26 protein-coding genes and 1 tRNA gene are annotated in these 25,505 nt (G+C 67.8%); 20 read left to right on the plus strand and 7 right to left on the minus strand.

Going from position 1 to position 25,505, the window contains the following annotated elements; translation table 11 throughout:
* Positions 1–21 precede the first annotated feature (21 nt).
* Positions 22–411 (minus strand): phage holin family protein, encoded by a 390-nt coding sequence (locus tag J5M86_RS01905; RefSeq protein ID WP_188059760.1) that lies wholly within the window; start codon positions 409–411, stop codon positions 22–24.
* An 84-nt stretch (positions 412–495) separates the two neighbouring features.
* The gene (gene nhaA, locus J5M86_RS01910) at positions 496–1,800 is read right to left on the minus strand and encodes a Na+/H+ antiporter NhaA (RefSeq protein WP_188059759.1); all 1,305 of its coding nucleotides are present in this window, start codon (positions 1,798–1,800) and stop codon (positions 496–498) included.
* Positions 1,801–1,893: 93 nt separating this feature from the next.
* On the opposite strand from nhaA, the gene J5M86_RS01915 reads away from it, so the two are divergent.
* The 8 genes from J5M86_RS01915 to J5M86_RS01950 all read left to right on the plus strand — a co-directional run bounded on the left by J5M86_RS01915 (position 1,894) and on the right by J5M86_RS01950 (position 7,375).
* The gene (locus J5M86_RS01915; protein ID WP_188059758.1) at positions 1,894–2,736 is read left to right on the plus strand and encodes a Fic family protein; all 843 of its coding nucleotides are present in this window, start codon (positions 1,894–1,896) and stop codon (positions 2,734–2,736) included.
* 600 nt (positions 2,737–3,336) lie between these two features.
* A complete protein-coding gene (locus tag J5M86_RS01920) occupies positions 3,337–4,059 on the plus strand; it encodes a hypothetical protein (RefSeq protein WP_188059757.1) in 723 nt (240 codons plus the stop codon).
* Complete coding sequence (locus J5M86_RS01925; RefSeq protein WP_244328425.1) at positions 4,056–5,210, plus strand: TadA family conjugal transfer-associated ATPase; 1,155 nt, start codon at positions 4,056–4,058, stop codon at positions 5,208–5,210. Before J5M86_RS01920 ends, J5M86_RS01925 begins: the two co-directional genes overlap by 4 nt.
* Positions 5,210–5,881, plus strand: a complete 672-nt coding sequence (locus J5M86_RS01930; protein ID WP_188059756.1) for a hypothetical protein — start codon at positions 5,210–5,212, stop codon at positions 5,879–5,881. The genes J5M86_RS01925 and J5M86_RS01930 overlap by 1 nt, the downstream gene beginning before the upstream one ends.
* Positions 5,878–6,327 carry a type II secretion system F family protein gene (locus J5M86_RS01935; protein WP_188059755.1) on the plus strand — a complete coding sequence of 150 codons (450 nt, stop codon included), beginning with the start codon at positions 5,878–5,880 and terminating at the stop codon, positions 6,325–6,327. Before J5M86_RS01930 ends, J5M86_RS01935 begins: the two co-directional genes overlap by 4 nt.
* Positions 6,328–6,397: 70 nt before the next feature.
* Positions 6,398–6,610 (plus strand): DUF4244 domain-containing protein, encoded by a 213-nt coding sequence (locus tag J5M86_RS01940; RefSeq protein WP_370587315.1) that lies wholly within the window; start codon positions 6,398–6,400, stop codon positions 6,608–6,610.
* 44 nt (positions 6,611–6,654) lie between these two features.
* A complete protein-coding gene (locus J5M86_RS01945) occupies positions 6,655–6,990 on the plus strand; it encodes a TadE family type IV pilus minor pilin (protein ID WP_208965081.1) in 336 nt (111 codons plus the stop codon).
* Positions 6,977–7,375 (plus strand): Rv3654c family TadE-like protein, encoded by a 399-nt coding sequence (locus tag J5M86_RS01950; RefSeq protein WP_208965082.1) that lies wholly within the window; start codon positions 6,977–6,979, stop codon positions 7,373–7,375. Before J5M86_RS01945 ends, J5M86_RS01950 begins: the two co-directional genes overlap by 14 nt.
* Here the strand turns inward: J5M86_RS01950 and J5M86_RS01955 are convergent.
* The gene (locus J5M86_RS01955) at positions 7,329–9,626 is read right to left on the minus strand and encodes a DEAD/DEAH box helicase (protein ID WP_371811236.1); all 2,298 of its coding nucleotides are present in this window, start codon (positions 9,624–9,626) and stop codon (positions 7,329–7,331) included. The genes J5M86_RS01950 and J5M86_RS01955 overlap by 47 nt on opposite strands.
* A gap of 130 nt (positions 9,627–9,756) precedes the next feature.
* Here J5M86_RS01955 and J5M86_RS01960 point away from each other — a divergent pair, with 130 nt between their 5' ends.
* The 4 genes from J5M86_RS01960 to J5M86_RS01975 all read left to right on the plus strand — a co-directional run bounded on the left by J5M86_RS01960 (position 9,757) and on the right by J5M86_RS01975 (position 15,411).
* Positions 9,757–10,122, plus strand: a complete 366-nt coding sequence (locus J5M86_RS01960; protein WP_188059751.1) for an anti-sigma factor antagonist — start codon at positions 9,757–9,759, stop codon at positions 10,120–10,122.
* Positions 10,119–11,612, plus strand: coding sequence for a methyltransferase (locus J5M86_RS01965; protein ID WP_188059750.1), 1,494 nt, complete (start codon positions 10,119–10,121; stop codon positions 11,610–11,612). The genes J5M86_RS01960 and J5M86_RS01965 overlap by 4 nt, the downstream gene beginning before the upstream one ends.
* A 147-nt stretch (positions 11,613–11,759) precedes the next feature.
* On the plus strand, positions 11,760–14,555 hold the full coding sequence (gene topA, locus J5M86_RS01970; RefSeq protein ID WP_188059749.1) for a type I DNA topoisomerase: 2,796 nt from the start codon (positions 11,760–11,762) through the stop codon (positions 14,553–14,555).
* 169 nt (positions 14,556–14,724) lie between these two features.
* A complete protein-coding gene (locus J5M86_RS01975) occupies positions 14,725–15,411 on the plus strand; it encodes a hypothetical protein (protein WP_188059748.1) in 687 nt (228 codons plus the stop codon).
* A gap of 64 nt (positions 15,412–15,475) precedes the next feature.
* On the opposite strand, the gene J5M86_RS01980 is transcribed toward J5M86_RS01975, so the two are convergent.
* A complete protein-coding gene (locus tag J5M86_RS01980) occupies positions 15,476–16,825 on the minus strand; it encodes a serine hydrolase (protein WP_188059747.1) in 1,350 nt (449 codons plus the stop codon).
* 115 nt (positions 16,826–16,940) lie between these two features.
* Between J5M86_RS01980 and J5M86_RS01985 the strand changes: the two genes are divergently transcribed.
* Genes J5M86_RS01985 through J5M86_RS02005 form a run of 5 tightly spaced genes read left to right on the plus strand, consistent with a single transcriptional unit; the run spans position 16,941 to position 21,879 of the window.
* Positions 16,941–17,789 carry a polysaccharide lyase family protein gene (locus J5M86_RS01985; RefSeq protein ID WP_188059746.1) on the plus strand — a complete coding sequence of 283 codons (849 nt, stop codon included), beginning with the start codon at positions 16,941–16,943 and terminating at the stop codon, positions 17,787–17,789.
* A 44-nt stretch (positions 17,790–17,833) separates the two neighbouring features.
* Positions 17,834–18,457, plus strand: a complete 624-nt coding sequence (gene tmk, locus J5M86_RS01990) for a dTMP kinase (protein WP_188059745.1) — start codon at positions 17,834–17,836, stop codon at positions 18,455–18,457.
* The gene (locus J5M86_RS01995; RefSeq protein WP_244328426.1) at positions 18,454–19,611 is read left to right on the plus strand and encodes a DNA polymerase III subunit delta'; all 1,158 of its coding nucleotides are present in this window, start codon (positions 18,454–18,456) and stop codon (positions 19,609–19,611) included. The genes tmk and J5M86_RS01995 overlap by 4 nt, the downstream gene beginning before the upstream one ends.
* Positions 19,612–19,657: 46 nt before the next feature.
* Complete coding sequence (locus tag J5M86_RS02000) at positions 19,658–21,232, plus strand: alpha/beta hydrolase (RefSeq protein WP_188059744.1); 1,575 nt, start codon at positions 19,658–19,660, stop codon at positions 21,230–21,232.
* Positions 21,226–21,879 carry an HAD family hydrolase gene (locus J5M86_RS02005; RefSeq protein ID WP_188059743.1) on the plus strand — a complete coding sequence of 218 codons (654 nt, stop codon included), beginning with the start codon at positions 21,226–21,228 and terminating at the stop codon, positions 21,877–21,879. The genes J5M86_RS02000 and J5M86_RS02005 overlap by 7 nt, the downstream gene beginning before the upstream one ends.
* Before the next feature lie 13 nt (positions 21,880–21,892).
* On the opposite strand, the gene J5M86_RS02010 is transcribed toward J5M86_RS02005, so the two are convergent.
* Positions 21,893–22,123 (minus strand): hypothetical protein, encoded by a 231-nt coding sequence (locus tag J5M86_RS02010; RefSeq protein WP_188059742.1) that lies wholly within the window; start codon positions 22,121–22,123, stop codon positions 21,893–21,895.
* A 109-nt stretch (positions 22,124–22,232) separates the two neighbouring features.
* Between J5M86_RS02010 and J5M86_RS02015 the strand changes: the two genes are divergently transcribed.
* Positions 22,233–22,306: transfer RNA gene (locus J5M86_RS02015), tRNA-Thr, on the plus strand.
* A gap of 53 nt (positions 22,307–22,359) precedes the next feature.
* On the opposite strand, the gene J5M86_RS02020 is transcribed toward J5M86_RS02015, so the two are convergent.
* The gene (locus J5M86_RS02020; RefSeq protein WP_188059741.1) at positions 22,360–23,982 is read right to left on the minus strand and encodes an FAD-dependent oxidoreductase; all 1,623 of its coding nucleotides are present in this window, start codon (positions 23,980–23,982) and stop codon (positions 22,360–22,362) included.
* Positions 23,983–24,090: 108 nt separating this feature from the next.
* Between J5M86_RS02020 and J5M86_RS02025 the strand changes: the two genes are divergently transcribed.
* Entirely contained in the window at positions 24,091–24,258 is a 168-nt protein-coding gene (locus J5M86_RS02025) for a hypothetical protein (protein WP_188059740.1), read from the plus strand.
* Positions 24,259–24,327: 69 nt separating this feature from the next.
* Positions 24,328–24,591: a metal-sensitive transcriptional regulator gene (locus J5M86_RS02030; RefSeq protein WP_188059739.1), complete on the plus strand. Its 264-nt coding sequence runs from the start codon at positions 24,328–24,330 to the stop codon at positions 24,589–24,591.
* Positions 24,592–24,618: 27 nt separating this feature from the next.
* Here J5M86_RS02030 and J5M86_RS02035 read toward each other — a convergent pair whose 3' ends face one another.
* Entirely contained in the window at positions 24,619–25,476 is an 858-nt protein-coding gene (locus J5M86_RS02035) for an alpha/beta fold hydrolase (RefSeq protein ID WP_188059738.1), read from the minus strand.
* Positions 25,477–25,505: the final 29 nt, after the last annotated feature.

Raw genomic sequence — 25,505 nt, forward strand, 5'->3', positions numbered from 1 at the left:
TCGAACGTCGTGTCGCGGGTGTCAGGAGGCCTTCGGCGGCTTCAGCGCGGCGATCGTCTTCTCGGCGTTGTCGATCGTCTTGACCGGCTTGCCCTTCACCTTCGACAGTGCGCTCTTACCCATGAGGGCCAGCACGAGGGTGATGAGCAGCAGGACGCCGCCGACGATCAGGAAGGCAGCCCAGCGGGGCAGGCCTGCTGCGAAGAGCCCCCACGCTCCGGCGGTCAGCAGGAAGCCGAGCGTGTAGAGCCCGAAAATGCCTGCGCCGACGAGCAGACCGGCACCCTTGCCGCCCTTGCTGACATCGGACTTGATCTCCATCTTCGCCAGGGCGATCTCACCCTTGACGATCGACGAGAGGTCCTGCGAGGCATCAGCCACCAGTTGACCGAGTGTGCGCTCCTGGGCCATTCGTGTTCTCCTCAAGACGGTGTCACATCAATTACTGCTAGTTACTGCGCCGTTCGACGCATGATCCGGGCCCTACCCTAGCGTTCAGTCCGGCCGGTTGGTCGCTCCATCGGCGGCTCTCTGATAGATGTCCGGCACACCGTCGGCGTCGTCGTCCCGCGTCTCCTCCTCGTGGATACGCGCATAGACCTTGTTACGGCGCAGCAGCACCAGGCTGGCCAGCACTGCCGACAGGAATGATCCGGTCAGCACGCCGAGCTTGACGTGGGCATCGGCGTCCGAGCCTGCGCCGAAGGCCAGTTCACCGATCAGCAGTGACACGGTGAAGCCGATGCCGGCCAGCAGACTCAGGCCGAAGACGTCCGACCAGTCGAGGTCGTCGTCCAGATCGGCGCGGGTGAAGCGGGCCATGATGAAGGTGGCGCCGAGCACGCCGACGACCTTTCCGACCACCAGGCCCACGATCACACCGATGGTGACGGGATCGGTCAGCGCGGCCGCGATGTCTTCGTCGACCAGGCTCACTCCGGCGGCGAAAAAGGCGAAGACCGGGACGCAGAAACCCGCCGAGATCGGACGCACCCGATGCTCCAGGCGCTCGCCGAGGGTGTGACCGTCCGCGCCCTTGACCGCCGGCACGAGCAGACCGAGCACCACACCGGCGATGGTGGCGTGGATGCCGGAGTTGAGCACGAGCACCCAGGTCGCCACGCCCAGCGGCAACAGCAGCCACCACGGGTGGGTGTTGGTGCGCGCGACCACTGCGAAGAGCACGATCGGGACGATCGCAGTTGCGAGCATCGGCAGGCTGAGATCAGAGGTGAAGAAGATCGCGATGATCGTGATCGCGATGAGATCGTCGACCACCGCGAGCGTCAGCAGGAACGAGCGCAGCGCGGAGGGCAGGTGGCTGCCGATGACTGCCAGCACCGCGAGGGCGAATGCGATGTCGGTGGCGGTCGGGATCGCCCAGCCCGAGGTGTCGCCGTCCATGACCTTCTGGGTGATGACGTAGAGGATGGCCGGCACCGCGACGCCGGAGGCAGCGGCCACGATCGGGACGGCGGCCTTGGCCGGATCGCGTAGATCACCGTGGACGAACTCGTGTTTGAGTTCGAGGCCCACGGCGAAGAAAAAGATGGCCAGCAGACCATCGGCTGCCCAGTGCGCGAGCGACAGTTCGATGCCGAGCGCCGGGATGTCGACGTGGTACTGCGACAGATCTGCGTAGAGCTCGCGCCACGGTGAGTTGGCCCAGACGAGCGCGACGAGCGTGCCGACAAGCAACAGCGCGCCACCGACGGTCTCGCGGCGCAGCAGTTGCGCAACGCGCTTGGCCTCGGGCCATTCGCCGCGGGAGAAGAGTTTGGGACGGGGAGTAAGGGTCATGGAACCTCTGCGTTTCGGGGTTGATCAGGACATTGCCGACCAGACTTCCCGGCTCACCGTCGCCCGCAATTTTAGCGGCTCTACGGTGGTCTGGTGTCCGACGCCATTGCCGCAGTTTCCGCGCTCGCCAAGCTTCCCGACGTCCCGGAGGCGATCGCGGACGTCCGGGACGCCTGCACTGCACTGCGCTGGCACCCGGCGCTGCGGCGCCGCATTCCGGAGGCCTCGGCCGAATCCCGGGTGCGTGGCGCAACGGCGAGCGCGGCCCTGGAGGGCGCGCAGATGTCGGTGACGGTCGTCCGTGATGTCTTCCGTGGTGCTCGGCAGTGGCCGGCGCAGCCCGATCCGGTCGACCAGACGGTCGCCGCGGCACTACGCGCGAGTGCCGAGAGCGAGGCGGTGCGGACGATGGTGCGCAGCGCTCCCCGGCAGGCGCTGGCGCGGTTGCACGTGGCCGCGATGTCGCAGTTGCTGCCCGGCGACCAGGTGGGACGCCCCAGGCAAGGGGACGAGGATGCGCGCGAACTGCTGGAGCTCGGACCGGCACCGGCGGCGCGGGAGGCGAACACACGGCTGACTGGCGTCCTGCACCTCTTGGAGCGCAGTGAAGATCTGCCGCTGCTCGTGGTGGCGGCGATCGTCCATGCCGAACTGGTGTGCGCCAGGCCCTTCGTGAGGGGCAACGGCATCGTGGCCCGCGCCTTCGAGCGCAGCCTGGTGTGGGGCGGCGGCCTCGACCCCACCGGTGTGGCCGTGCCGGAGCAGGCCCACCACTCGCTGGCCACCGACTACCAGGGCGGCTTGGCGGCGTACGCATCCGGCGACCCTGAGGGCGTGCGACTGTGGATCTTGCACGAAGCGACCGTGCTGCAACGCGCCGCACAAGCCGGGGTGGACGTCTGTGACGCGGTGCTCGCCGGCCGCCTGACCCCCTGAGCGCAGCGGTCCCTCGGATGGGATGTATCGAGAAGCTCAGCAAGTCTTGATTTCAAATGTGACCTGGGCCACACTGATGGCAGGTCGCAAGGCCGGGAACTACCGCAACTGAACAGGGCACCCACGCGAAGACAGTTCACTGAATGGACAGCTCGACCAATCCCTTGAGGATCGGCGACAACCAGAAATGCACGCTTGGTAACCCTGCGTAAGGTGCGGTTGATGAAGCCCCGCTCCGGATTCCGGAACGGGGCTTCATCCTGTGCCCGGCCGGTCCTGGCGCTCGTGCGACTTTGGACTCCTGGTCTTTGCCAAGGGCCCAAAGGTAAGGACTTGGTAAGGGATTGGTCTGTTCTGTTGTCGTACCGCGCGGTCGGACAGAAGATGAATCTGTCCGCGCTCCCTACAACGGTCGTAGCGCTTGGGTTCGTCCCCATCCCCCTGGGACGACGAACCCCGGAAGGCCCCGCTGTCCCCCCAGCGGGGCCTTCCTCTTTTCGACGTCGGTTAGCTTCTCCACAGGAGCAGTTCTCGGCGCGGCTGTCCACAGCCGCCCCGGTTGTGGTGGCCTTCGTGACGTGCTCGACCTGAAATCGAGCCATGACGACTCGACCTGCCTCAGCACCCGCAGCGGTGATCCACCTCGTCGGAGGTGAAGCGGCCGGGCTCCTGTGCTCGGCATTGGTACGCGCTGCGATCGAGCTGCAACTGCACGTTGTGGTCGTCGATCGTGATCCGTGGGGCGGAGGGGCCGACGTCCTGCTCGGGTTGGAGCACCTGCCCGGAGTGAGGTGGCACGACCTGCACGGCGCAGCCGGCGATTTCGACGCGCAAGGTCTGCTTGAGCGGTTGCCCCGAGGACCGGGCGGCGAGCGGGTGCTCGCGGTCGATCGGATGCACACGACGCCGGACGACCCGAGAATCGCCCACAGCGCCGTGCAGGCGCTCACCGCCGTGGTCGATGTTCTGGTCGTACTGACCGCAAGTGCTGAGACGAGCGCGCGATTGCACCAGCCGGGCGACCAGCTGTGGGTCGTGGCGGGTTCCGATGTGCGCTCATGTGCCGCGGGTGTCGCTGCAGCCCAATGGTTCTCGCAGCAGCGCCTGAGCTTCATGACAGCTGTGGTCGATGACCGGTCGAAGGCGGTGACGTCGTCATCGGCGCAGGAGTTCACACGCATCGACCGGGTGATCCCGGTGTCGCGCGCTGACCGGCGGGACGTCGAACGCGGCGCTCTCTGCGGCCGGCGACGGCGGGGGCTGGGCCGACACGCCAGAGCGATCCTCGACGTCGCCCTCGCGCAAGGCGGGGTAGCGGCATGAGCGGGTCGGTGGTCGGACGCACGATGTGGCAACACATCCGTTCCGGCGAAGCGCCCACGGTCGAACGGATCACGGCGGCATCCGGTGCCGAGGCCGCGGTGCTCGGCGGCCGGCACGCCGCCACCCTGCAGCAGCATTGGGCGGCCGAGGTGCTGGGCGGCGGTCCCCTCCAGCCACTGCTCGAACGCCAAGACATCACCGACGTGCTGGTCAACGGGCCGGGCGAGGTGTGGATCGATCGGGGCCACGGCCTCGAACGGGCGCCGATCGACCTCGGCGATGCCGATGCCGTCCGGCGCCTGGCTGTTCGGTTGGCTGCGCTCGCCGGCCGTCGTCTCGACGACGCCAGCCCGTGGGTCGACGGGCAACTGCCTGGTGGGGTGCGACTGCATGCGGTGCTCCCGCCACTGGTGGACGGCGGGGCCCACCTGTCCCTGCGGATCCCGCGCACGGTCGGCGCCGATCTGTACCAGCTGTGTGCCGCCGGTTTCACCGACGACGTCGGGCATGGCGTGCTGCGGCGACTCATCGAACGCAAGGTCGCCTTCGTCATCACCGGCGGTACGGGTAGCGGCAAGACCACGCTCTTATCGGCGCTGCTCGGGGCCGTGCCGGCGCGTGAGCGCGTGCTCGTGGTGGAGGACGTCCGCGAACTCAGCGTCGACCACCCGCACGTCGTCCGGCTCGAAGGGCGTCCATCGAATGTCGAAGGGGTGGGCGAGGTGTCGTTGACGGCCTTGGTTCGCCAAGCCCTGCGGATGCGGCCAGACCGGGTGGTGGTCGGTGAGGTGCGCGGCGCCGAGGTCAGAGAACTGTTGAGCGCCCTCAACACCGGCCACGAAGGTGGCTGCGGCACGCTGCACGCCAACTCTCCGGCGGACGTCCTTGCGCGGTTCGAGGCGCTCGGAGCGCTCGCCGGTATGTCGCCGTCCGCGGTGCGCTCCCAACTCGCCAGCGCAGTTCGGGTCGTCGTGCATGTGCACCGCGAGGCTGCCGGACGACGCTTGGCAGAGATCGGCGTGGTCGGTTGGCACGAGGGCGAGCTGCAGGTGCAGACCGCCCTGCGCTGGAGCAATCACGGCAGTGCTGTCGTGAGCCGGGAAGCCGAAGGTTTCGAAGCGCTCAACGCTGTGCTCGGGCAGGTGCTCTGATGACTGCGGCGATGTGGTGTGCGATCGGGGCAGTGCTGGTCTGGACTGGCTGCCTGTCGGGAGTGCCGAGCGTGTTTCGAGGAATCCCGCGGCCCCGCAAGGAGTCCGAGGAGCGCCCGGACGTGTGGTCGACAGTCATCGAGTCGATCGCGACCGCCGTCCGCAGCGGCACCGCGCCTTCTGTTGCCTGCGCGGCCGCATGTTCGGCCGCCGCACCACTCGCCTGCGAGCGTGATCGGGCATCGCTCGAACTGCTGCGGTCAGCGGCTGCCAGGGGAGACGACCTGCCGCAGGTCTGGCGGACCATCGGGCAGACCAGCGACGACCCGGGCCTACGAACGGTGGCCGGGGCGTGGCAGCTCTCTGACACCATCGGTGCGCCGCTCGCCGATGCGTTGACGGTTGCCGGGGCGCTGCGCCGATCAGAGACCGAACGCGCCGCCCGGGCGGCAGCAGCCCTTGCTGCGCCGACCGCCTCGGTCAATCTGCTCACCATCCTTCCGTTGGCCGGAGCAGGTCTCGGCGTGCTGCTCGGGCTCGACGTGCAGCAGGTCTATCTGTCATCCCTCGCCCTGGTCACCGTGCTCCCCGGAATCGTGTTGATCGCCCTCGGCAGGCTCTGGTGTCGGCGCATGGTGAGTGCCGCCGGACGGCCGAGGAGCCTGCGATGAGCGAAGCGACCGTTCACGACGCGGCAGCCGCCGTCGACCTCATCGCGGTGGCGCTCGCCGGCGGTCTGCCTCCGGCCGATGCGCTCGCCGCCGTGGCGCTGGTGAGCCCGGCGCAGGTCGCGGACGATCTGCGCCTGGTCGAGGCAGCCATGCGGTGGGGAGTGGAGCCCTCATTGGCCTGGAACGAGGTGGAACCGGTCTGGGCGCCGGTAGCGGTGGCGCTCACCCTGGCCGGCGAGCTCGGGCTGCCGCCGCGCGAGTTGCTCCGGGACGCCGCGTCGGCCCTACGGCGCGCCGAGGCAACCCGGGCCGAACACGCCGTCAACCGGCTGAGCGTGTTGCTGGTGCTCCCACTCGGATTGCTCTTCCTACCGGCCTTCGCGCTGCTCGCGGTGGTGCCGGTGGTCATCAGTCTCGCCCGATCCACGCTCAGCGGAATGGGCTGATCAGATTCCGGCCGATCGCCGGATCAGCCGGGAAACCGGTTGTCGCACAAGGGAAACAGGGATGGAAAACATGAGTATCAACACAGTGGGCGCCGGATTGCGCAGACGCATGCAGACGGTCGCCGGCAATGACCGGGAAGCCGGGATGGCCACGAGTGAATATGCCGTAGGAATTCTCGCGGCGGTGAGTTTCGCGGTGGTGTTGATCGCCATCGTGAAGTCGGCGGCGGTGAAGTCGGCCCTGACCGGCATCATCACCTCCGCGCTCAGCGTGGCCGGCTGATGTGGGGCGGACGGCGAGGACGGCGGCCCGAGGGTCAGGAGGGCATGGTGTCCGCCGAACTCGCCGCCGCGTTCCCCGCAGTCGTCTTCGCGCTCACCCTGGTGCTCGGCGCTGCCCAGCACGGCATCGCGGCGACGCGGGCCCAGGAAGCGGCGCGGGTGGCCGCCCGGTCGGTCGCGCGAGGTGACACCGAGACGACCGCCCGGTCGTTGGCGCAACGCGCCGCACCCGCGGCGGCGGTGGAGTTCACCGCCGATGGCGAGCGGGTACAAGCGCGGGTGGTCGTGCCCGCACAGGGTCCGACCGCATGGCTCGTGGACGGCGGCAGATACACCGCGCGGGCAGTGGCGGCAAAGGAGCAGACCGGTGAATCCGGCTGAACGCGAACGAGGTTCGGGCACGGTGCTCGTCCTCGGCGCGCTCGCGGTGGCGATGCTGCTCTTCGGTTCCGTGCTGGTGCTGGCCGGTGCACAACAGGCTTCGGCGCGAGCCCGCGCTGCTGCCGACCTGGCGTCGTTGGCTGCAGCGGGCGCGGCCGCCAGGGGAGAGGCGGCATGCGCCGCGGCCGGGCACGTCGCCTCGGCAAACGGCGGGCGCCTGATCGCCTGCACCGACCTCGGTGCGGGCGACTTCGAGATCGTCGCGGCTGTCCGCCCGAAGCTCGCGCGGTTGGGCGATGCCGTCGCGAGGGCGCGGGCCGGTCCGGCGAGGGCACCGGTCAGCGGTCCGCCGACAGCTCGTCCAGCACGAGACGCAGCACCGTGACGGCGCCGTCCTTGTCGAGCGGTTCGTTGCCGTTGCCGCATTTGGGAGATTGCACGCAGCTGGGGCAGCCGGTGCGGCAGCGGCAGCGGGAGACCGCGTCCAGGGTGGCGCCGATCCACCGCTTCGCATCGGCGAATCCACGCTCGGCGATTCCGGCACCACCGGGAAAACCGTCGTACACGACGATCGTCGGCAGGCCGGTGTCACGGTGCAGGGCCGTCGAGACACCGCCGACGTCCCATCGATCGGATTGTGCGACATACGACAACAGGCCGATCGCGGCATGCTCGGCGGCGTGCAGGGCGCCCGGCAAACGGTCTTCGCCCACCCCTGCGGCCGCGAGCACAGCTTCCGGAAGGGTCCACCAGACCCCGCGGGTGCGAAGGGTGTGCACCGGGAAATCAAGCGGATGCTGACCGATCACCTCACCGGTCGGCAACCGGCGCAGGAACCCGGTGACCTGGCGGCGTACGACGATCGGTCCGGCCGACCAGGTGAGAGCACCCAACGAACGTTCGGAGTCGACACCGGCTATCTCGAACTCCGAATCGGCGCTCGCCCAGGTGGTCCAGCCGGGATCGCCGACCACTACCTCGGCGGTGGCGTTCTCCTGGTCGAAGTCGGTGACTACATGCGTGAGTCCCTGGTGCACATAGACGGCCCCGGTGTGCACGGTGCTCTCGGCCCGGTCGGCGTCGACGGTGCCCAGCACCCGGCTCGTGCGCTTCTCGACGATCGCCACCGGGCTGCCCATGTCGCCGCGCAGGTTCACGTGGTCGCCGGGCCGGTCGTCACGATCCCAGAACCATCCGCGAGGGCGCCGCCGCAGGATTTTCGCGTCGGCAAGGGTGTCGGCAATCGAGGGCAACGACGGCCCGAAGTACTCGCAGTCGTCTTCGGTGAGCGCCATTTCGTACGCGGCAGCGGCCAGGTGCGGCGCGAGCACGTGCGGATTCTCCGGATTGATCACGGCCGCTTCGACAGGCCGTCCGAAGAGTTCTTCGGGATGGCTGATCAAGAAGTTGTCGAGCGGGTCGTCCGCCGCAACGAAGAGCGCGAGCGACTCCCGGCCACTGCGTCCGGCCCGCCCAACCTGCTGCCACAACGACGCGGTGGTGCCCGGCCAGCCCGCGACGATCACCGCATCGAGACCGCTGACGTCGATGCCGAGTTCGAGCGCGTTCGTCGCAGCGATGCCCCGCAACCGACCGGTGCGCAGATCGCGCTCCAACTCGCGGCGCTCCTCCGGCAGGTACCCGCCGCGGTAGGCCGCCACCTGGGTGGTGGGCTCGGTGAGGTGATGGCGCACGGTGTCGGCGACTCGTTCGACACCGACACGCGACGTGGCAAAGGCGAGCGTCTGCACACCGTCGTCGACCAAGCGGGTCATGAGGTCGGCGGTCTCGGCGATCGCGCCACGCTGCACCGGCCCCTGGGGCGTGTCGACCATGCCGGGACGCCACAGCCCGAAGGTGAGCGGACGCCGAGGAGAAGCGTCGTCGGTCACTGCCGTCACCGTGCGCCCGACCAGCGCGCTCGCATGGACGGCAGGCTCGGCAATGGTTGCCGACGCCAACACGAACACCGGGTCGGCGCCGTAGCGGGCAGCCACCCGCCGCAACCGGCGCAACACGAGTGAGACGTGGGTGCCGAAGACGCCGCGGTACTGGTGGCATTCGTCCACCACCACCACCTGCAGCGCTCGGAAGAAGGAGGCCCACCGTTCGTGCGTGGGCAGCAGGGTGTGATGCAGCAGATCGGGATTGCTGAGGATCAGCGCGGCGTGGTCGCGGATCCATCGCCGTTCGTCCCGCGGGGTGTCGCCGTCGAAGACCGCCGCCCGCACCGTCGGGATCGCCCACGCGCGGATGCGCGACTCCTGATCAGCCGCGAGGGCCTTGGTCGGTGCAAGGTAGAGCGCCGTGGCGCCACGCCCGGTCGGGGCACTTGCTCCAGCGCTGACCGCGCTGAGCATGGGCAACTGGTAGCCGAGGCTTTTTCCGGAGGCTGTGCCGGTGCTGATCACCGTGTCAACGCCGTTGTGTACCAGATCGGCGGCCCTGCGTTGATGCTCCCAGAGAGTGCTGATGCCACTACCTCGGACGGCGGCTTCCACCTGCGGGTCGATCCAGTCGGGCCACGAAGCCGGCCTCGCCTCGCGTCCGGGCAAGGTCTCGATATGTGTCAGGAACCCCGTACCCGCACCGTCCAGGCGGCGCACCGCGGTCGCGGGGTTGAAAACGTCGGACATCATCCTCGGGGGTGGGTAGACAAGAAAGATAGGCGAATGCTGCACCTTCAGCGTATGGTGCGTCTTGCGTGCGGCAACATGGCACGCTTTCCGATGCATTTCCGTACGACAGTCGAAGGACGCACACCCTGTGGATCTGACGGTCACACGGCGCCAGCGCGATGGGCGCACGATTCTGCACCTCGCCGGCGAGGTGGATGTTGCAACCGCCCCCAAGCTACGCGACGAATTGGGTCGAGCGATCTCCGAAGGGTCGTTGGATTTGATCGTCGACCTCAGCGACGTCCCGTTCCTCGATTCCACTGGTCTCGGTGTGCTCGTCGGGCGACTCAAAGCGGTACGTCTGCAGGGCGGTGACCTCGTGCTGGCCGCGTTGCAGGACCGCACGTTGCGCAACTTCCACATCACCGGCCTCGACCGCGTGTTCCGGCTCTACGACTCCGTTGACGACGCACTGGCAGCCGACACCCAGCCGGACGCCGCCTCCTCGATGTGAGTCACACCGGCCTCATCGCGAGGGCGGGACTGCTTGCTCGTCTGACCGACGACCTGCGCGCCGCTGACTTCACCGTCGACGGCATCGAACAACACCTCGGCCCGGTCGCCACCGCTGCACTGCACCGCGAACAGACGATCCCGGCCCGACGAGTGTTGGTCGGCGACCACCCGCTCGACATCCTGCTCCGGCTCTTCGCGCTCGGCGAACCTCAGAGCGATGCACTGATCGACATCGCGTTGCCCTCGTGCCGCGCCGAGGGCCTGCGCAGTCTTGGGCTGGTGGACGACGACGGCCGCGCTCGGTTCGACCTGAGCCCCTACGCCGATGAGCGCCATTCCTGGTGGTTGGTCTCCGACGTGCCAGAGACCATCACCGGCGGCCCGCTGGAGGACGAGCACGTGCTCGGTGTCGGGGGAGCTTCGACCACTTTGGCGTCCTGGACCATCCGCCGCAGCGTCGCGCGTGCCCTCGACCTCGGTGCCGGGTGTGGCGTTCAGGCGCTGCATCTCGCCGGCCATGCCGATCAGGTCGTCGCCACCGATCTGTCCCGCCGCGCGGTCGAAATGCTCGAGTTAAACGCCGCGCTCAACGATGAGGCCTGGGACGTGCGCGCGGGGTCGCTCTTCGAACCGGTCGACGGCGAGCGCTTCGACCTCATTGTCAGCAATCCGCCGTTCGTCATCACGCCTCGGGTCGAAGGCGTGCCGCAGTTCGAGTACCGCGACGGCGGCATGGTGGGAGACGCCCTCGTGCGCGAGGTGGTGCAGCAGGTCGAGCAACTCCTCGAGCCGGGCGGAGTAGCCCAGCTCCTCGGCAACTGGGAGGTGCCGGCCGGCCGCACGTGGGTCGACATCGTCGCCGAATGGCTCGCGCCGACCGGCCTCGACGCCTGGGTCGTGCAGCGCGAGACGCAAGACCCGGCTGAGTACGCCGAGCTGTGGGTGCGCGACGGCGGCCATCGCCCCGGCACCGAGCAGTACGACCTCATGTACGCCGCCTGGTTGGACGACTTCGCCTCCCGCGAGGTCGAGCAGATCGGATTCGGTGTCATCACGCTGCAGCGTCCTCGCGCGCCGCGCAGCAACTTCCGGGTGTCGGAGGAACATTACGGCCCGGTCGCCGCGCCCATGGGCGCCGCCGTCGATCGCGAACTGGCCGCCCTCACCTGGTGCGCCGAGCACGCGGACGAGTTGCTCGACCAACCTTGGCGCGTCGCCGATGACATCACCGAGGAACGCTTCGGGGCACCGGGCGCCGAGGATCCGTCCGTCATTCGCGTCACCCAGGGCGGGGGACTCGGCCGGCAACTGCACATCGACACTGCCATCGCTGCTTATCTGTCGGTGGCCGACGGCTACCTCACGGCGCGACAGGCGCTCGACGCCATCGCCACGCTGCTCGAACGCGACCCGGGTGAGCTGATCGAGCGCGCCACGCCGATCGTCCGGCGCCTGGTCGAGACCGGCTTCCTGGTCACCGTCTCATGAACAGAGCCAGGCCGCCGAAGTGAGGTGGCTCACTGGTTTCGGGATGGATTGAGCACGAATTGCTTCGAGGCGTTACGTTCATGGCGGTTCACGTCGAAGTAGCGACGAATCCGCTGCACGTGGCCCGAGAACAGGAGCACACCCGAAGTGTCACGCAAACTCGTCATCGTCGAGTCGCCCGCCAAGGCGAAGAAGATCGGCAGTTACCTCGGATCCGACTACGTAGTCGACGCCAGTGCCGGCCACATCCGCGACCTGCCGACCCCGTCGGAGATGCCGGCCGACATGAAGAAGGGGCCCTTCGGCAAGTTCGCGGTCAACGTGGACGACGGTTTCGAGCCCTACTACGTGGTCGATGCCGACAAGAAGAAGAAGGTCGCCGAGCTCAAGCGCGCCCTGAAAGAGGCTGACGAGCTCTACCTCGCCACCGATGAGGACCGCGAGGGCGAGGCCATCGCGTGGCACCTGCTCGAAGTGCTCAAGCCCAAGGTGCCGGTGCGCCGCATGGTTTTCCACGAGATCACCAAGGAAGCCATCCAGCGCGCGGCCAACAACACCCGCGAACTCGACACCTCTCTGGTCGACGCCCAGGAAACCCGCCGCATCCTCGACCGTCTCTACGGATACGAGGTCAGCCCGGTGCTGTGGCGCAAGGTGCGACAGGGCCTGTCGGCCGGCCGCGTCCAGTCGGTCGTCACTCGCATGATCGTCGAGCGCGAACGTGAGCGCATGGCCTTCCGCGCTGCGTCCTACTGGGACGTCGACGGTGTCTTCTCCCCGGGCAGCAACCAGGACTTCAGCGCCCGCCTCACGTCGGTGGACGGTAAACGGGTGGCCACCGGTCGCGACTTCAACGACTCCGGTGAGCTCACTGCCAAGGAGGTCGTGCACCTCGACGGCCAGCGCGCCGGTGCCATCGCCGAAGCCGTGGCGGCCGGTCACGCGCAGGTCAGCTCGGTGCAGGAGAAGCCCTACACCCGTCGTCCCAGCGCGCCGTTCACCACCTCGACGCTGCAGCAGGAGGCCAGCCGCAAGCTGCGCCTGAGCAGCCGCGACGCCATGCGCGCGGCCCAGCGGTTGTACGAGAACGGCTACATCACCTACATGCGTACCGACTCGGTGACGCTGTCGGAATCGGCGCTCACCGCCGCCCGCACGCAGGCCCGTGATCTGTACGGCGCGCAGTACGTGCCGGACGCCCCGCGCCGCTACGCCGGCAAGGCCAAGGGCGCGCAGGAGGCGCACGAGGCGATCCGCCCGGCCGGTGACCGCTTCCGCACCCCGGCTCAGGTGGCCGGCGAACTGCGCGGCACCGAGTTCGCGCTGTACGAACTCATCTGGAAGCGCACCGTCGCCTCGCAAATGGCGGACGCGCGCGGGTCGACCGCGACGGTCAAGCTGCAGGTGCCGATCGACGCCGCCGACGCCAAGCTCGTGGAGTTCACCGCCAGCGGCACCGTCATCACCTTCCGCGGCTTCCTGGCCGCCTACGAAGAAGGCCGCGACGTCGAGCGCAACAGCGACGACAACACCGAGCGTCGCCTGCCCAAGCTCTCCGAAGGCGTGCGCCTGGAGGTGTTGGAGGCCGAGGCCAAGGGCCACGAGACCTCCCCGCCGCCGCGCTACACCGAGGCTTCGATCGTGAAGGCCATGGAGGAGAAGGGCATCGGACGCCCTTCCACCTACGAGCCCACGATCGCCACCATCACCAACCGCGGTTACATCGCCAAGCGCGGGTCTGCGCTCATTCCCACCTGGACGGCGTTCGCGGTCGTCCGGCTGATGGAGCAGCACTTCCCGAGCCTGGTCGACTACGACTTCACCGCCTCGATGGAGGCCGACCTCGACAAGATCGCCGCCGGCGACGAGCAGCGGGTGGCGTGGCTGACGCAGTTCTACTTCGGTGACAAGCAGGAGTCGCGCGAAGGTCTGCGGCAGATGGTCGACGACCTCGGCGAGATCGACGCCCGCGAGATCTCCACGATCCGCATCGGCGAAGGCATCGCGGTGCGTGTGGGCCGCTACGGCCCGTACGTCGAAGAGCTCATCCCGGCCGGCATCGACCCCGCCACCGGTGAGGTCGCCGAGGGCGTCGAAGTGCCGGAGAACAAAGACCCGCGCCGCGCGTCCATCACCGACGACATCGCCCCCGACGAGATGACGCCTGCGAAGGCGCGCGAACTGCTCGAGCAGTCGGACGACGACGGACGCGTGCTCGGTCAAGACCCGGCCTCCGGTCACGACATCGTGGCCAAGGCCGGTCGCTACGGCCCGTACGTCACCGAGGTGCTCCCGGCGCCGCCGGAGCCGCAGACCCCGGCGGGGGAGAAGCCCAAGCGCGCCAAGAAGGTGGCCGGGCCCAAGCCGCGCACCGCGTCGCTGTTCAAGGACATGGAGCTCGGGTCGATCGATCTGGAGACCGCGCTGAAGCTGCTCAGCTTGCCGCGAGTGGTCGGTTCGACCACCGACGACAAGGGTGAGTCGGTCGACATCACCGCGCAGAACGGTCGCTACGGGCCGTACCTGAAGAAGGGCACCGACTCCCGGTCCTTGCAGACCGAGTCGCAGATCTTCGACATCACGCTCGAGGAGGCACTGGCGATCTACGCCCAGCCCAAGCAGCGCGGCCGGGCTGCCGCGCCGCCGCTGAAGGAACTCGGCGCCGACCCCGTGTCCGGCAAGCCGGTGGTGGTCAAGGACGGCCGCTTCGGTCCGTACGTCACCGACGGCGAGACCAACGCGACGCTGCGCAAGGACGACGACCCGACCACGATCACCCCCGAGCGTGGCTTCGAACTGCTCGCCGACAAGCGAGCCAAGGGCCCGACGACGCGCAAGCGGGCGGCCAAGAAGACCACCAAGAAGGCCGCTGCGAAGAAGACGACCGCCAAGAAGGCTCCGGCCAAGAAGGCGGCTGCGAAGAAGACCGCCAAGTCGTCGTGACGGGGTTGATGGGCCGGAAGTGCCCGGCATCACCCTCGTAGCACGAAATTCTCCGCTCCGAAGCCCCCGCCGGGAAGATCGACGGGACATTATTTGAGTCGTTGCGGAACCAACTGCTCGGGGGCGCCGTCACAGGAGCAGTCCGCTACGACACACAGGGAGTTAAGAAATGTCCAGCACCGCCATGCGTAACCGCGTCGCCGCCACCTCGCTCGCCCTGGTGGGCGCGCTCGGTCTCTCGGCCTGCAACAGCAGCGACACCAGCGTCACCACCCCGAGCTCGTCGAGCTCCTCCAGCAGCGAGACCAGCTCGGCCACCTCGGAGACCAGCTCCTCGACCTCGGAGTCGAGCACCACGACCGAGACCCCCAGCAGCTCCTCGGAGACCAGCTCCTCCAGCAGCTCGGAGGGTTCGTCCAGCGCGTCGGGTCCGACCGAGCCGTCGGCCAAGAACGCCACCTTCAAGTTCGGCGAGCCGGCCGTCATCAAGGACGGCGACGACCTCTACCGTCTGACGGTCAAGAAGCTCGAGGTTGCGCCCGACTCGGTCTACCAGGAGGCCAACCTCAACAAGGACAACGGTGTCGTCTACTACACCACCTTCGAGGTGACCCCGATCAAGACGAACTCCACCTACTTCGGCACCAACTCGATCAACGGTCTGTTCCTCTACCCGAGCTTCTCCTCGGGCCAGAAGGCCAAGCGTCTCTACGGTGACACCTCGGCCTGCAAGAGCGAGTCGAAGAAGCTCGCCGTCGGTGAGACCGGGTCGAACTGCTACATCCACCAGATCACCGGTGACAAGTCGTCCACCGTCACCTACAACAACTACAGCTACAGCCTCAAGTGGCAGTGAGCCAGTCACTGAACTGACGAAGCGGGCGGAGCACATGCTCCGCCCGCTTCGTCGTTGCTGCCACCTACTCGCCGAAGGCCAGCGGCTCGCGAGTGAACTTGTAGGTGGCCCAGTTCATCTGCCGCACAGCGCCATTGGCGTCACGATGCACGACCAGTCGTTCGCCCTTCTCCCGACCTCCGGTCGTGCGGAAGACGTCCGGCTCGACCTGCTCGAAGGTCGACCACGCAGCAGTCGGTGCTGCCCGGTCGAGCCGGCCCTGCAGTCCGCCTTCCCGGATGACGAAGGTGAAACCGATCCCTTCGGAGAACCACCGTCCGGTGAGCTCGGTCAACCCCTCCGGTGTGGAGGTGCCCGGAACCCAAGGCTTGGGCAGCGCCGGATCGCGTTCTGCGACAAGGCTGCCCAGGGCGATCGCGGTCGCGTCGGGGGCCAGGGCGTTGGTCGCGTTCATCAGCACGCCTGCGCTGAGGCCGCTGCCGGTCTCGGAGAAGAATCCGGTGATGCCGCCGGGCAGCCCGCCGGTGTGGCCGAACCACGTGCGTCCCTGGATGCGGCTCAGCTGGAAGCCCAGCCCCCAGCCCTCGGTCCAACTCTGGTCGACCATCAGCTGGGGCGTGAGCATCTCGGCGATGGTGTCCTTGCGCAGCACCGACTCGTCCGGGTCGAGCAGGAACTGGTGCCAGCGCATCATGTCGCCCAAGGTGCTGCACAGCGCACCGGCGGCAGCGGTTGCGTTCTTGTCCAGCAGCGGCTCGCTGACCGGGACGTCGGTGAACGGCGCGAGGTAGTACTGCGCGGTGTGTGGGGGCTGGAGGGTGAGCGTCGATCGGCGCAGCCCGATCGGGTCGAGCAACCGGGCCTGTAGTGACTCGGCCCAGTCGCGTCCGTCGAGGCGCGCGATGAGTTCTCCGAGCAGTGCGAATCCCAGGTTGCTGTAGTGCCAGGCGTGGTGCGGTCGGCCGATGCGCTCGGCCTCGTTCCAGCCGTCCACCAGGCCCTCGCGGTCGGGGAAGACCAGTGTGTCCCAGACGTCCCCGACGGGTTCACGTTGCATGCCGCTGCCGTGGATTAGCAGTTGCCGCACCGTCACCGAGCCGTGGGAGACACCGGGCAGGTGCCGCTCGATCGGGTCGTCGAGATCGAGCTTCCCCTCGTCGCGCAACTGCAGCACCATCACCGCGGTGAACGTCTTGGTGTTGGAGGCGACCAAGAACTGGGTGTTCTCATCGAGCTGGACGCTCGGGTCGGCGAGGCTCGCCGAACCGATCGCGGTCGTCCACACCAGTTCGCCTTCGCGAGCCACGCCGGCAACGAATGCCGGTGTGCGACTTGAGTTCTGGGCTTCGAGCGCGATGCGCTGCAGGTCACGGGTCAAGGAGTGGTCGAGACGGTGATCGGATCGAGGTGCCATTCCCCGAGGCTACGCGGTACGACAGAGGCGGACATTGTTCACCTCACCGTTGCCGGGCAGATGTCTGGACGCAGCAGGATCGAGCCTACGTATCGGTCGGCACGGGGGTGGGCAGGTGAGTTCAGCGACGCATCTGGGTGCGCCGTGGCGCCAGGCCGAGCACGCGCCCGTGGCGATGCCCGGCATCGGCTCCGTGCGGCTCGCTTGGCAGGTGTTCTGTTCGGCCCTCGCGTACGAGGTGCATGCGACGCAAGGTCGCCGGGACGATTGGCACCCCGACGCGGACACGCTCGTCGGCGTGAGCACCACCACCCGCTTCGTCCACCGCGGCCTCGGGCGGACCGCGTCGACCTGGGCCTATCGCGTCGTCGCGGTCGATCACGAAGGCGTCCGCTTCGTCACGCCGGTCGTCACCGCCACCACCCGCACCTCGGTGACGGTCACCGGCCGACCGCTGGCGACCGTCGGCGCTTTCGACGGCAGCGGCACCGAACTCGCGATGAGCTCGTCCGGGCACGTCCATTACCGCACTACTTTTCCTCGCGACGTCGACTTCCGCTACGGCTTCGACCGTCCGGAGGTGCACTGGAGCTACGTGCAACCGGGGCCGGAGGACGCTTGGGCCGGACGCTGTGCCCACCGCTTCCGTCTGCGCTTCGACCTGCAGGATGTGCCCGAGCACGATGTCGACTTCGCGCTCTGGCTGGTCGACCGGCACCCGACACGAGGCGGCACCGCGGCCGTCTCGGTGAACGGCGCGCTCGTTGAGACATTGCTCTTCGACGATCCGCTCTCGGACGCCGCGATGCGGCTGGTGCTGCCGGGAGCCGGCGCCGGACCAGCCGTCTACGAACGTGTCATTCCGCGCTCGGTGCTGCAGCCGGGGGAGAACGTCGTTGACATCGTCAAGGACCACGGCAGCTGGATTGCCTACGACGCGATCGGGGTCTTCGCCCGTCCCTGACGACGGCGGCGCCGGTGTCGCAGGTCTGCTTTAGGCTGAGCGCCATGTCTGCTGCCGGGTCGTTCATCGTGTTCGAAGGCGGCGACGGCGCCGGCAAGACCACCCAGATCGAAGCCCTGGCGCAGTGGCTGCGCGACGCAGGTCGACAGGTCACCCTGACCCGCGAGCCGGGCGGCACTGCGCTCGGGCAGCAGATCAGGCAGTTGTTGTTGCACGGCGATCACGTCGAGCCGCGCGCCGAAGCCCTGCTGTTCGCTGCCGACCGCGCCCACCACGTCGCCACCGTCGTGCGCCCGGCGCTCGAACGCGGCGATGTCGTGGTGCAGGATCGCTACTTCGACTCCTCGGTCGCCTACCAGGGGGAGGGCCGCGACCTCGACGGAGCCGACGTACTGCACCTGTCGCTCTGGGCCACCCGTGAGTTGCATCCCGACCTCACGGTGCTGCTCGACGTCGACCCGTCCGTGGGCCGTGCGCGTCGCGGCGACATGCACGACCGGCTCGAGCGCGAAGCCGACGACTTCCACAGCCGGGTGCGTCATCGTTTCCTCGCGCTCGCGCAGGAAGCTCCCGAGCGCTACCTGGTGCTCGACGCTGCGCTCCCGCGAGAAGTCCTGGCCGACGCCATCCGCGAACGCGTGGCCGCAGCGCTCGGAGATCCGACGTGAGCCAGGTGGCCCAGCGGGCCGACGTGTGGGACGACGTCATCGGCCAGCCCGATGTCGTGCAGACCCTCCAGCGAGCGGTCACCGATCCCGCCGCGATGACCCACGCCTGGTTGTTCACCGGTCCGCCCGGGTCGGGCCGTTCGACGGCCGCTCGCGCCTTCGCCGCGGCGCTGCAGTGCCCGGACGACGGCTGCGGTTCGTGCCGCGAGTGCCGCACCGTGCTCGACGGCTCGCATGCCGACCTCACGGTGCTGGCAACGCAGGGGCTGTCGATCCAGGTGAAGGACGCCCGCGAACTGGCCCGCGTCGCACAGCACTCGCCGTCGGTCGGGCCGTGGCAGGTGATCCTCGTCGAGGACGCCGACCGGCTCACCGAGCGCGCCGCCGACGCCTTGCTCAAGGCGCTGGAGGAGCCGGTCGAGCGCACCGTCTGGCTGTTGTGCGCGCCCAGCCTCGAAGACGTCATCATCACCATCCGTAGCCGGTCGCGGCATGTGCGGCTGCGCACACCACCGGTCGATGCAGTGGCGCAGTTGCTCGCCCGCCGCGACGGGGTGCCGGTCGAGCAAGGGCTGTTGGCTGCGCAGGCGGCGCAGTCACATGTCGGTCTGGCCAAACGGCTCGCCACTGATGCCGAGGCCCGGGCCCGGCGCGACAGCACGCTGGTCCTTGCCGCCTCGATCCAGCATCTCGGCGACGCGATGCGCGCCGCTGAGAAACTCGACGCCCTCGCCAAGCAGGAGTCGAGCGCGGCAGCAGGGGAGCGTGACGCCGCCGAGCGCGAGCGCCTGCTGCAGCAACTGGGTGCCGACCCGGGCGCACGCACCCAACCGCCACACGTCCGCTCGCAGCTGGCCTCCTTGGAGAAGGAGCAGAAGACCCGCGCGACCCGCATCGGACGCGATGTCATTGACCGTTCACTGATCGATCTGATGTCGGTCTACCGCGACGCCCTGGTGGTGCAGACCGGCAGCACGGTGTCGCTCATCAACGAAGACCACCGCGAACTCGTACGCGCGATCGCCCAGCGTCCGGCCGAGCAACTGCTCGCAGCCATGGACGCCATCGGCACCGCCCGCGAGCGCATTGGCGCCAACGTCCCGCCACTGCTGGCGCTCGAGGCGATGATGATCGGTCTCATCGCGGCGCGCTGATCGCCGAGAGGTCCACCCGGGCTCAGATGACGTAGCGTTGAGCACCATGACCTCCCGCTCCACCCGCCTGCGTTTGGCCGCTGCCTCCTCGACTCTCGCGCTGGTCGCCACAGGGTGTTCCGGCGGCTCGGGCGACGATGCGTCCTCCACCTCCCCGGTGGGCTCATCACCCTCGTCCCTGCAGACGACCGAGAGTTCTTCGTCGTCCACCGCTGCCGGTAGTGCCGACCCGGCGATGGCGAAGTTCTACTCCCAGAAGCTGACCTGGGCCGACTGCGAAGGCGTGAAATGCGCCAAGCTCACCGTGCCGGTCGACTACGCCAACCCCGGCGGCGCCACCATCCAGCTCGCGCTCTCCAAGGTGCCTGCCAAGGGCAAGGCGAAAAGCAGCCTGGTGGTCAACCCCGGCGGGCCGGGCGCCAGTGGCTACGACTACGCCGCCGCGGCCGACGGCATCGTCACCCCGCAGATCCGCGAGCACTTCGACGTCGTCGGCTTCGACCCACGCGGGGTCGGACGCTCGGCGCCGATCACCTGCTACTCCGACGCGCAGATGGACACCCTCCTCGGCGGCGACCCGACGCCCGACGACAAGGCCGAGCAGAAGTCGGTGCAGACCGATGTCGGCAAGTTCGCCCAGGCCTGCAAGGACAAGGCCGGCCCGCTGCTCGGTCACGTCTCCACTGTCGAAGTGGCCAAGGACATGGACGTGCTCCGAGCTGCCCTCGGACACGACAAGCTCGACTACCTGGGCCTTTCGTACGGCACGTTCATCGGGTCGACCTATGCCGGACTCTTCCCCGCCAAGGTGGGCAGGTTCGTGCTCGACGGTGTGGTGCCGCCCGACATCACCTCCAAGGAGATGGACCTCGGCCAGGCCAAGGGGTTCGAGACCGCCACCCGCAGTTATGTGCAGGATTGCGTCTCCAAGGGAGATTGCTACCTCGGGTCGACCGTCGACCAGGGCTTGGCCACGATCCGTGACTTCCTGAAGAAGCTGGACGCCAACCCGCTGCCGATCTCGGGGCAGGGCCCGGTCACGAAGTTCACCGAGGGCTGGGCGAGCCTGGGCATCGCGTACGGCATGTACTCCAAGTCGAGCTGGCCGGTGCTGACGTTCGCGCTCAAGGCAGCCATGAACGGCGACCCGAACGAACTCATGGGCATGGCCAACCAGTACGCCGCCCGTGACGCCAACGGCTCGTACGCCGACAACGGCATGCAGTCGTTCTACGCCGTCAGCTGCCTCGACCGTGCCTCGACGAATGACCTCAGCGCTTTCGAGAAGTCGAACACCGAGTTCATCAAGCAGGCACCGACGTGGGGCTCGATGCTGGCCTGGGGCTCGCTCACCTGCGGTGAGTGGAAGGTGCCCACGACCGGAAAGCAGCAGAAGATCACCGCCGCCGGCGCCGGCCCGATCCTTGTGGTCGGCAACACCCGCGACCCCGCCACCCCCTACGAGTTCGCGCAGCGACTGGCCGGCGACCTCAAGAACGCTCGTCTGCTGACGCTCGACGCCGACGGTCACACCGCGTACGGCCAGAACTCCTGCATCAACAAGGCGGTCGACGGCTACCTGATGAACGGCACACTGCCGGCCGAGGGCACCAAGTGCTGAACCCGTTTCGTCCCGTCGTCCTCTTCGATTTCGACGGCACCCTGGCCGACACGATCCCGCTGATCGTCGAGTCGTACCACCACACGCTGCGCGCCTCGGCTCTCCCACCGGTGGACGAGGTGGAGGTGCGCTCCTGGATCGGACGCCCGCTGCAGCCCGTCTTCGAGGAGCGCTATCCCGGCCGCGGCGCGGAGCTGACCGCCACGTACCGCGATTGGAATCTCGCCCATCATGACGAGTTGATCGTCCGCGTCGACGGCATGCCGCAGCTGTTGAAACAGTTGGTGCACAAGGGTGTTCGCGTCGGTGTGGTGTCATCGAAGCGCAGGTCGACCGTCGAGCAGGGTCTGCGGGTGGTGGCCCTGGCCGAATACATCGACGTGCTCGTCGGTATGGATGAAACGACCGCGCACAAGCCTGATCCGGCTCCGTTGTTGTTCGCGGCCGAGGTGCTCGCGGTCGATCCTTCGCAGTGCGTCTACGTCGGTGATGCAGACGTCGACGTGTTGGCGGCGAAGGCCGCCGGGATGGCGTCGATAGCGGTCACCTGGGGCGCCGGTACCGCAGACGTGCTGCAATCACTCGAGCCGGACGCGCTGGTGCGCGATGTGACTGAACTGGAGCGGGTGCTGCTGCCCAGCGGGTAGTAGCTGGTTGAGGTCAGCGGTTCTTCTTCTCCGCCTTCTCCGCGCGACGTTCCTTGCGGGTCTTGTGCTCCTGACGCAGCACGGGCACACGCAGGGGTTCCTCCGGCGGCTTGTTGCGGTTACGCATTTCGCCGACCATCACCATGATGACGAAGAGCGCGATGAAGCCCATCGTCAGGAGGATGAAGGCCTTGCCCATCCCGAAGGCCGTTCCGGACGCGGCTGACAACATGGCGGTGTTCACCCCTCCATGGTCTCAGCCGAACGATGGCGTGGACGTCGCGGCCGGTCGATTCGGCGGATTCTGGGGCCGTGCGTATACTCGGTGACCGCATCCTCGCAGGGGATGCGGCGCCGCTTTAGCTCAGTTGGCCAGAGCGATTCACTCGTAATGAATAGGTCGTCGGTTCGATTCCGACAAGCGGCTCAGACAAAAACGTCTCCCGGAGAAAACCGGGAGACGTTTTGCTGTTTCCACGCTCAGCCTGCGGACGTACCCGCCAACCAGGTGCGATAGCCGCCGTCCAGATTGCGTGCGCGACGACCATGCTGCGCCAGGACGCGTGCCGCGGTGTGGCCGCGCTGCCCGACCGCGCAGTGGACGATCAGGTCGCCGTCCGGAAGCTCCTGAGCGCGTTCGCGCAGCTCATCGAGCGGCATGTTGATCGCTCCCGGGATCGCCCCTTGCGCGAACTCCGCGGCGGTCCGCACATCCACAAGCACCGCACCGGAGGCGAGGGCGTCGTCCAGTTCGTGCCATTGGACGGTCTGGGAGATGTCTCGGGCGAGGTTGTCGGCGATGTAGCCCAGCATGTTCACTGGATCCTTGGCCGAACCGAACTGTGGCGCATAAGCCAGTTCAAGCTCGGCGAGACTCGATGCCGTCAATCCGGCTGACATGGCGGTCGCGAGCACGTCGATACGCTTGTCGACCCCTTCGCCGCCCACGCCTTGAGCGCCCAGCAGCAGGTCAGTCTGGGGGTCGACCAGGAGCTTCAACGACATCCCCTCGGCGCCGGGGTAGTAAGTGGCGTGTGAGGCCGGGTGTGTGTGGATGACACGGTAGGGACGGCCGACCGCGCGCAGCTTCTTCTCGTTCCAACCCGTGGTCGCCACTTGAAGACCGAAGACACCGACGATCGCTGTGCCCAGCACCGGACGGTCCTGCACCACTCGTCCCGCGATGACATCAGCGACAAAGCGCCCTTGCCGGTTTGCGGTGTTCGCCAACGGCACCAGCGTGTCGCCACCCGATACTGCGTCCCGCTTCTGCACCGCGTCGCCGACGGCATAGATGGCCGGGTCACTGGTGCGGAACTGCTCATCGACCAGGATGCCGCCGGTCGGACCGATCTCCAGATCGGCCGCGGCGGCCAGCCGCGAATCCGGCCTGACGCCGATCGCTGAGATCACAATGTCGGCGTCGACGCGCTCGCCATCAGACAGCACCACCTCGGAAGCCTCGATCTCCACCACAGATCGACCCAGCCGCAGGTCGACGCCTTCGGCCCGCACACACTCGTGCACTGGATGAGCCATCTCCGGATCGAGCGGAGCCATCAGTTGGTCGGTGGCCTCCACCATGGTGACCATCAGGCCTCGGTGGCACAGGTTCTCTGCCATTTCCACACCGATGAAGCCACCGCCGATCACAACCGCGGTGCGGGCTCCGTCGAGACTGGCCACGATAGCGTCGGTGTCCTCGATGTCGCGCAGAGCGAGCGCCCGCTCGATGCCAGGGATCGGCGGCACCACGGGGCGCGCTCCCGGCGACAGGACCAGCGCGTCGTACGGCAGATCGAAGGTCTTGCCGGAGTTCAGGTCGCGCACCTGCACGGTGCGCTTCGCGCGGTCGATCGACATCGCTTCGTGACTCACCCGTACATCGAGGTGGAAGCGCTCGGCCAGCGAGGCAGGCGTCTGCAGCAGCAGTGATTCGCGCGATTCTATGACACCGCCCACGTGGTAGGGCAGGCCACAGTTCGCGAACGACACGTAGCCGCTGCGTTCGAGGACGACGATGTGCGCGTTCTCATCGAGACGGCGCATACGGGTAGCGGCTGACATTCCTGCGGCTACGCCGCCGATGATCACGATCTCCATGGAGACCACTATACCCATGGGGGTATATTGGTCTCGCTCGGTATCAGCCGGGTAGATCGCTTCCCAGTCGGCGGCGATCGGTTCTGACGAAGAAGGAAGCAGTGCGAAATGTGTCGAGCAGTTACCTGCAAGAAGTGCGGCAAGACCACCTGGGCCGGATGCGGCCAGCATGTTGATCAGGTGATGCGCCGGGTGCCGAAAGCGGAGCAGTGCCAGGGTCACGAAGGCGAGGCTGAGGGCCGCGGTGGCTTCTTCGGCAAGCTGTTCGGTCGGTGACCCGGCTCCGGCTTTCGACCACACCGGTGGGGGTATAGCCTCGGCGCGACGACGACCTAGGAGGTCACGATGCAGTTGCAGCACGAAGATATGGAGCTGGTGATCAAACGGCTCAGGCGTGCCCAAGGTCAGATCGGGGGCATCCTGCGGATGATCGAGGACGGCCGCGACTGCAAGGACGTGATCACCCAGGTCGCGGCCGTCAGCAAAGCACTCGATCGAGCCGGTTTCGCGATCATTTCCATGGGCATGCAGCAATGCCTGGCAGATCCCGATTCCGCTGACGGCATGAACGTCGCCGCGATGGAGAAGCTGTTCCTCGCCCTCGCCTAAACGTGGAAGGCGTTCAGCGGGGCAGCATCAAGAGCCCAGGCTGTGTACGCGCTCCAAGATGGCCTCGCTCACCTCGTCCGTGCACACCTCCGGCAACCAGTGCCCGGCGTCGAGTTCGATGAAGCGGTACGGCCCCTCGACGTAGTCGGCGGTCTTCAGGGCTGCGGCCCGCCCGAGGGCGAAGTCCTTGTTGCCCCACAGATAGGTGGCCGGCACGGTCACCCGGCGCGAACCCGGTGACCCACTCTTCTTGGGACGCGCATTGGCCAGCAGTGACCCACGGCTGGAGAGCGAGCGATACCAGCCGAGCGGTCCGCGCAACGACTCCCGGGTGCGGAAACGCTGCACGTACCGGTCGGCGTATTCCTTGGGCAGCCGCGTGCGCTGGTACATCGATTCCATCGTCCGCATCAGGTAGAGCTCCGGCAGCAGCGGCAGGTTGAACGCCGCCATGTACCAGCTCTTGCGCCACTGCCCGCCGTGCTGCATCGCCCACGCCATCGCTCCCGGGTGCGGGGTGGAGCAGACCGTCACCGACGACACCAGGTCGGGACGATGGGTAGCGATCGACCACGCGACCGCGCCGCCCCAGTCATGCCCGACGACGTGCACCTTCTCCTGGCCGCTCGCCTTGATCAGCGCCACGACATCGCCGATGAGCTCCTTGATGTCGTACGCCGCCCGTCCGGTGGGAGCGGCGCCGGGGGAGTACCCACGCTGGTCGGGTGCGAGGGTGCGCAGACCGGCGGCATTGAGACGATCTGCGACGCCCGTCCAGGCAGTGCGATCCTGGGGGAAGCCGTGCAGCAGCACCACGACCTCACCGTCGTCCGGTCCGCTGTCGGTGACATCGAAGACGAGTCCGTCGCGCTCGAAGGTTTCCATGCGCACAGCGTGACATGCCGGGTGTGACC

Origin of the sequence: Yimella sp. cx-51, from assembly GCF_017654605.1 — a bacterium.
In the GTDB taxonomy this organism is placed as follows: Bacteria; Actinomycetota; Actinomycetes; order Actinomycetales; family Dermatophilaceae; genus Yimella.

Coding starts and splice junctions, on each gene's coding strand:
- J5M86_RS02000 (WP_188059744.1), top strand. CDS start 19,658: ATGACCTCCCGCTCCACCCGCCTGCGTTTGGCCGCTGCCTCCTCGACT.
- J5M86_RS01940 (WP_370587315.1), top strand. CDS start 6,398: ATGAGTATCAACACAGTGGGCGCCGGATTGCGCAGACGCATGCAGACG.
- J5M86_RS01905 (WP_188059760.1), bottom strand. CDS start 411: ATGGCCCAGGAGCGCACACTCGGTCAACTGGTGGCTGATGCCTCGCAG.
- J5M86_RS01920 (WP_188059757.1), top strand. CDS start 3,337: ATGACGACTCGACCTGCCTCAGCACCCGCAGCGGTGATCCACCTCGTC.
- nhaA (WP_188059759.1), bottom strand. CDS start 1,800: ATGACCCTTACTCCCCGTCCCAAACTCTTCTCCCGCGGCGAATGGCCC.
- J5M86_RS01930 (WP_188059756.1), top strand. CDS start 5,210: ATGACTGCGGCGATGTGGTGTGCGATCGGGGCAGTGCTGGTCTGGACT.
- J5M86_RS01935 (WP_188059755.1), top strand. CDS start 5,878: ATGAGCGAAGCGACCGTTCACGACGCGGCAGCCGCCGTCGACCTCATC.
- J5M86_RS02035 (WP_188059738.1), bottom strand. CDS start 25,476: ATGGAAACCTTCGAGCGCGACGGACTCGTCTTCGATGTCACCGACAGC.
- J5M86_RS01925 (WP_244328425.1), top strand. CDS start 4,056: ATGAGCGGGTCGGTGGTCGGACGCACGATGTGGCAACACATCCGTTCC.
- J5M86_RS02020 (WP_188059741.1), bottom strand. CDS start 23,982: ATGGAGATCGTGATCATCGGCGGCGTAGCCGCAGGAATGTCAGCCGCT.
- tmk (WP_188059745.1), top strand. CDS start 17,834: ATGTCTGCTGCCGGGTCGTTCATCGTGTTCGAAGGCGGCGACGGCGCC.
- J5M86_RS02025 (WP_188059740.1), top strand. CDS start 24,091: ATGTGTCGAGCAGTTACCTGCAAGAAGTGCGGCAAGACCACCTGGGCC.
- J5M86_RS01955 (WP_371811236.1), bottom strand. CDS start 9,626: ATGTCCGACGTTTTCAACCCCGCGACCGCGGTGCGCCGCCTGGACGGT.
- J5M86_RS01980 (WP_188059747.1), bottom strand. CDS start 16,825: ATGGCACCTCGATCCGATCACCGTCTCGACCACTCCTTGACCCGTGAC.
- J5M86_RS01975 (WP_188059748.1), top strand. CDS start 14,725: ATGTCCAGCACCGCCATGCGTAACCGCGTCGCCGCCACCTCGCTCGCC.
- J5M86_RS02030 (WP_188059739.1), top strand. CDS start 24,328: ATGCAGTTGCAGCACGAAGATATGGAGCTGGTGATCAAACGGCTCAGG.
- J5M86_RS01945 (WP_208965081.1), top strand. CDS start 6,655: ATGGTGTCCGCCGAACTCGCCGCCGCGTTCCCCGCAGTCGTCTTCGCG.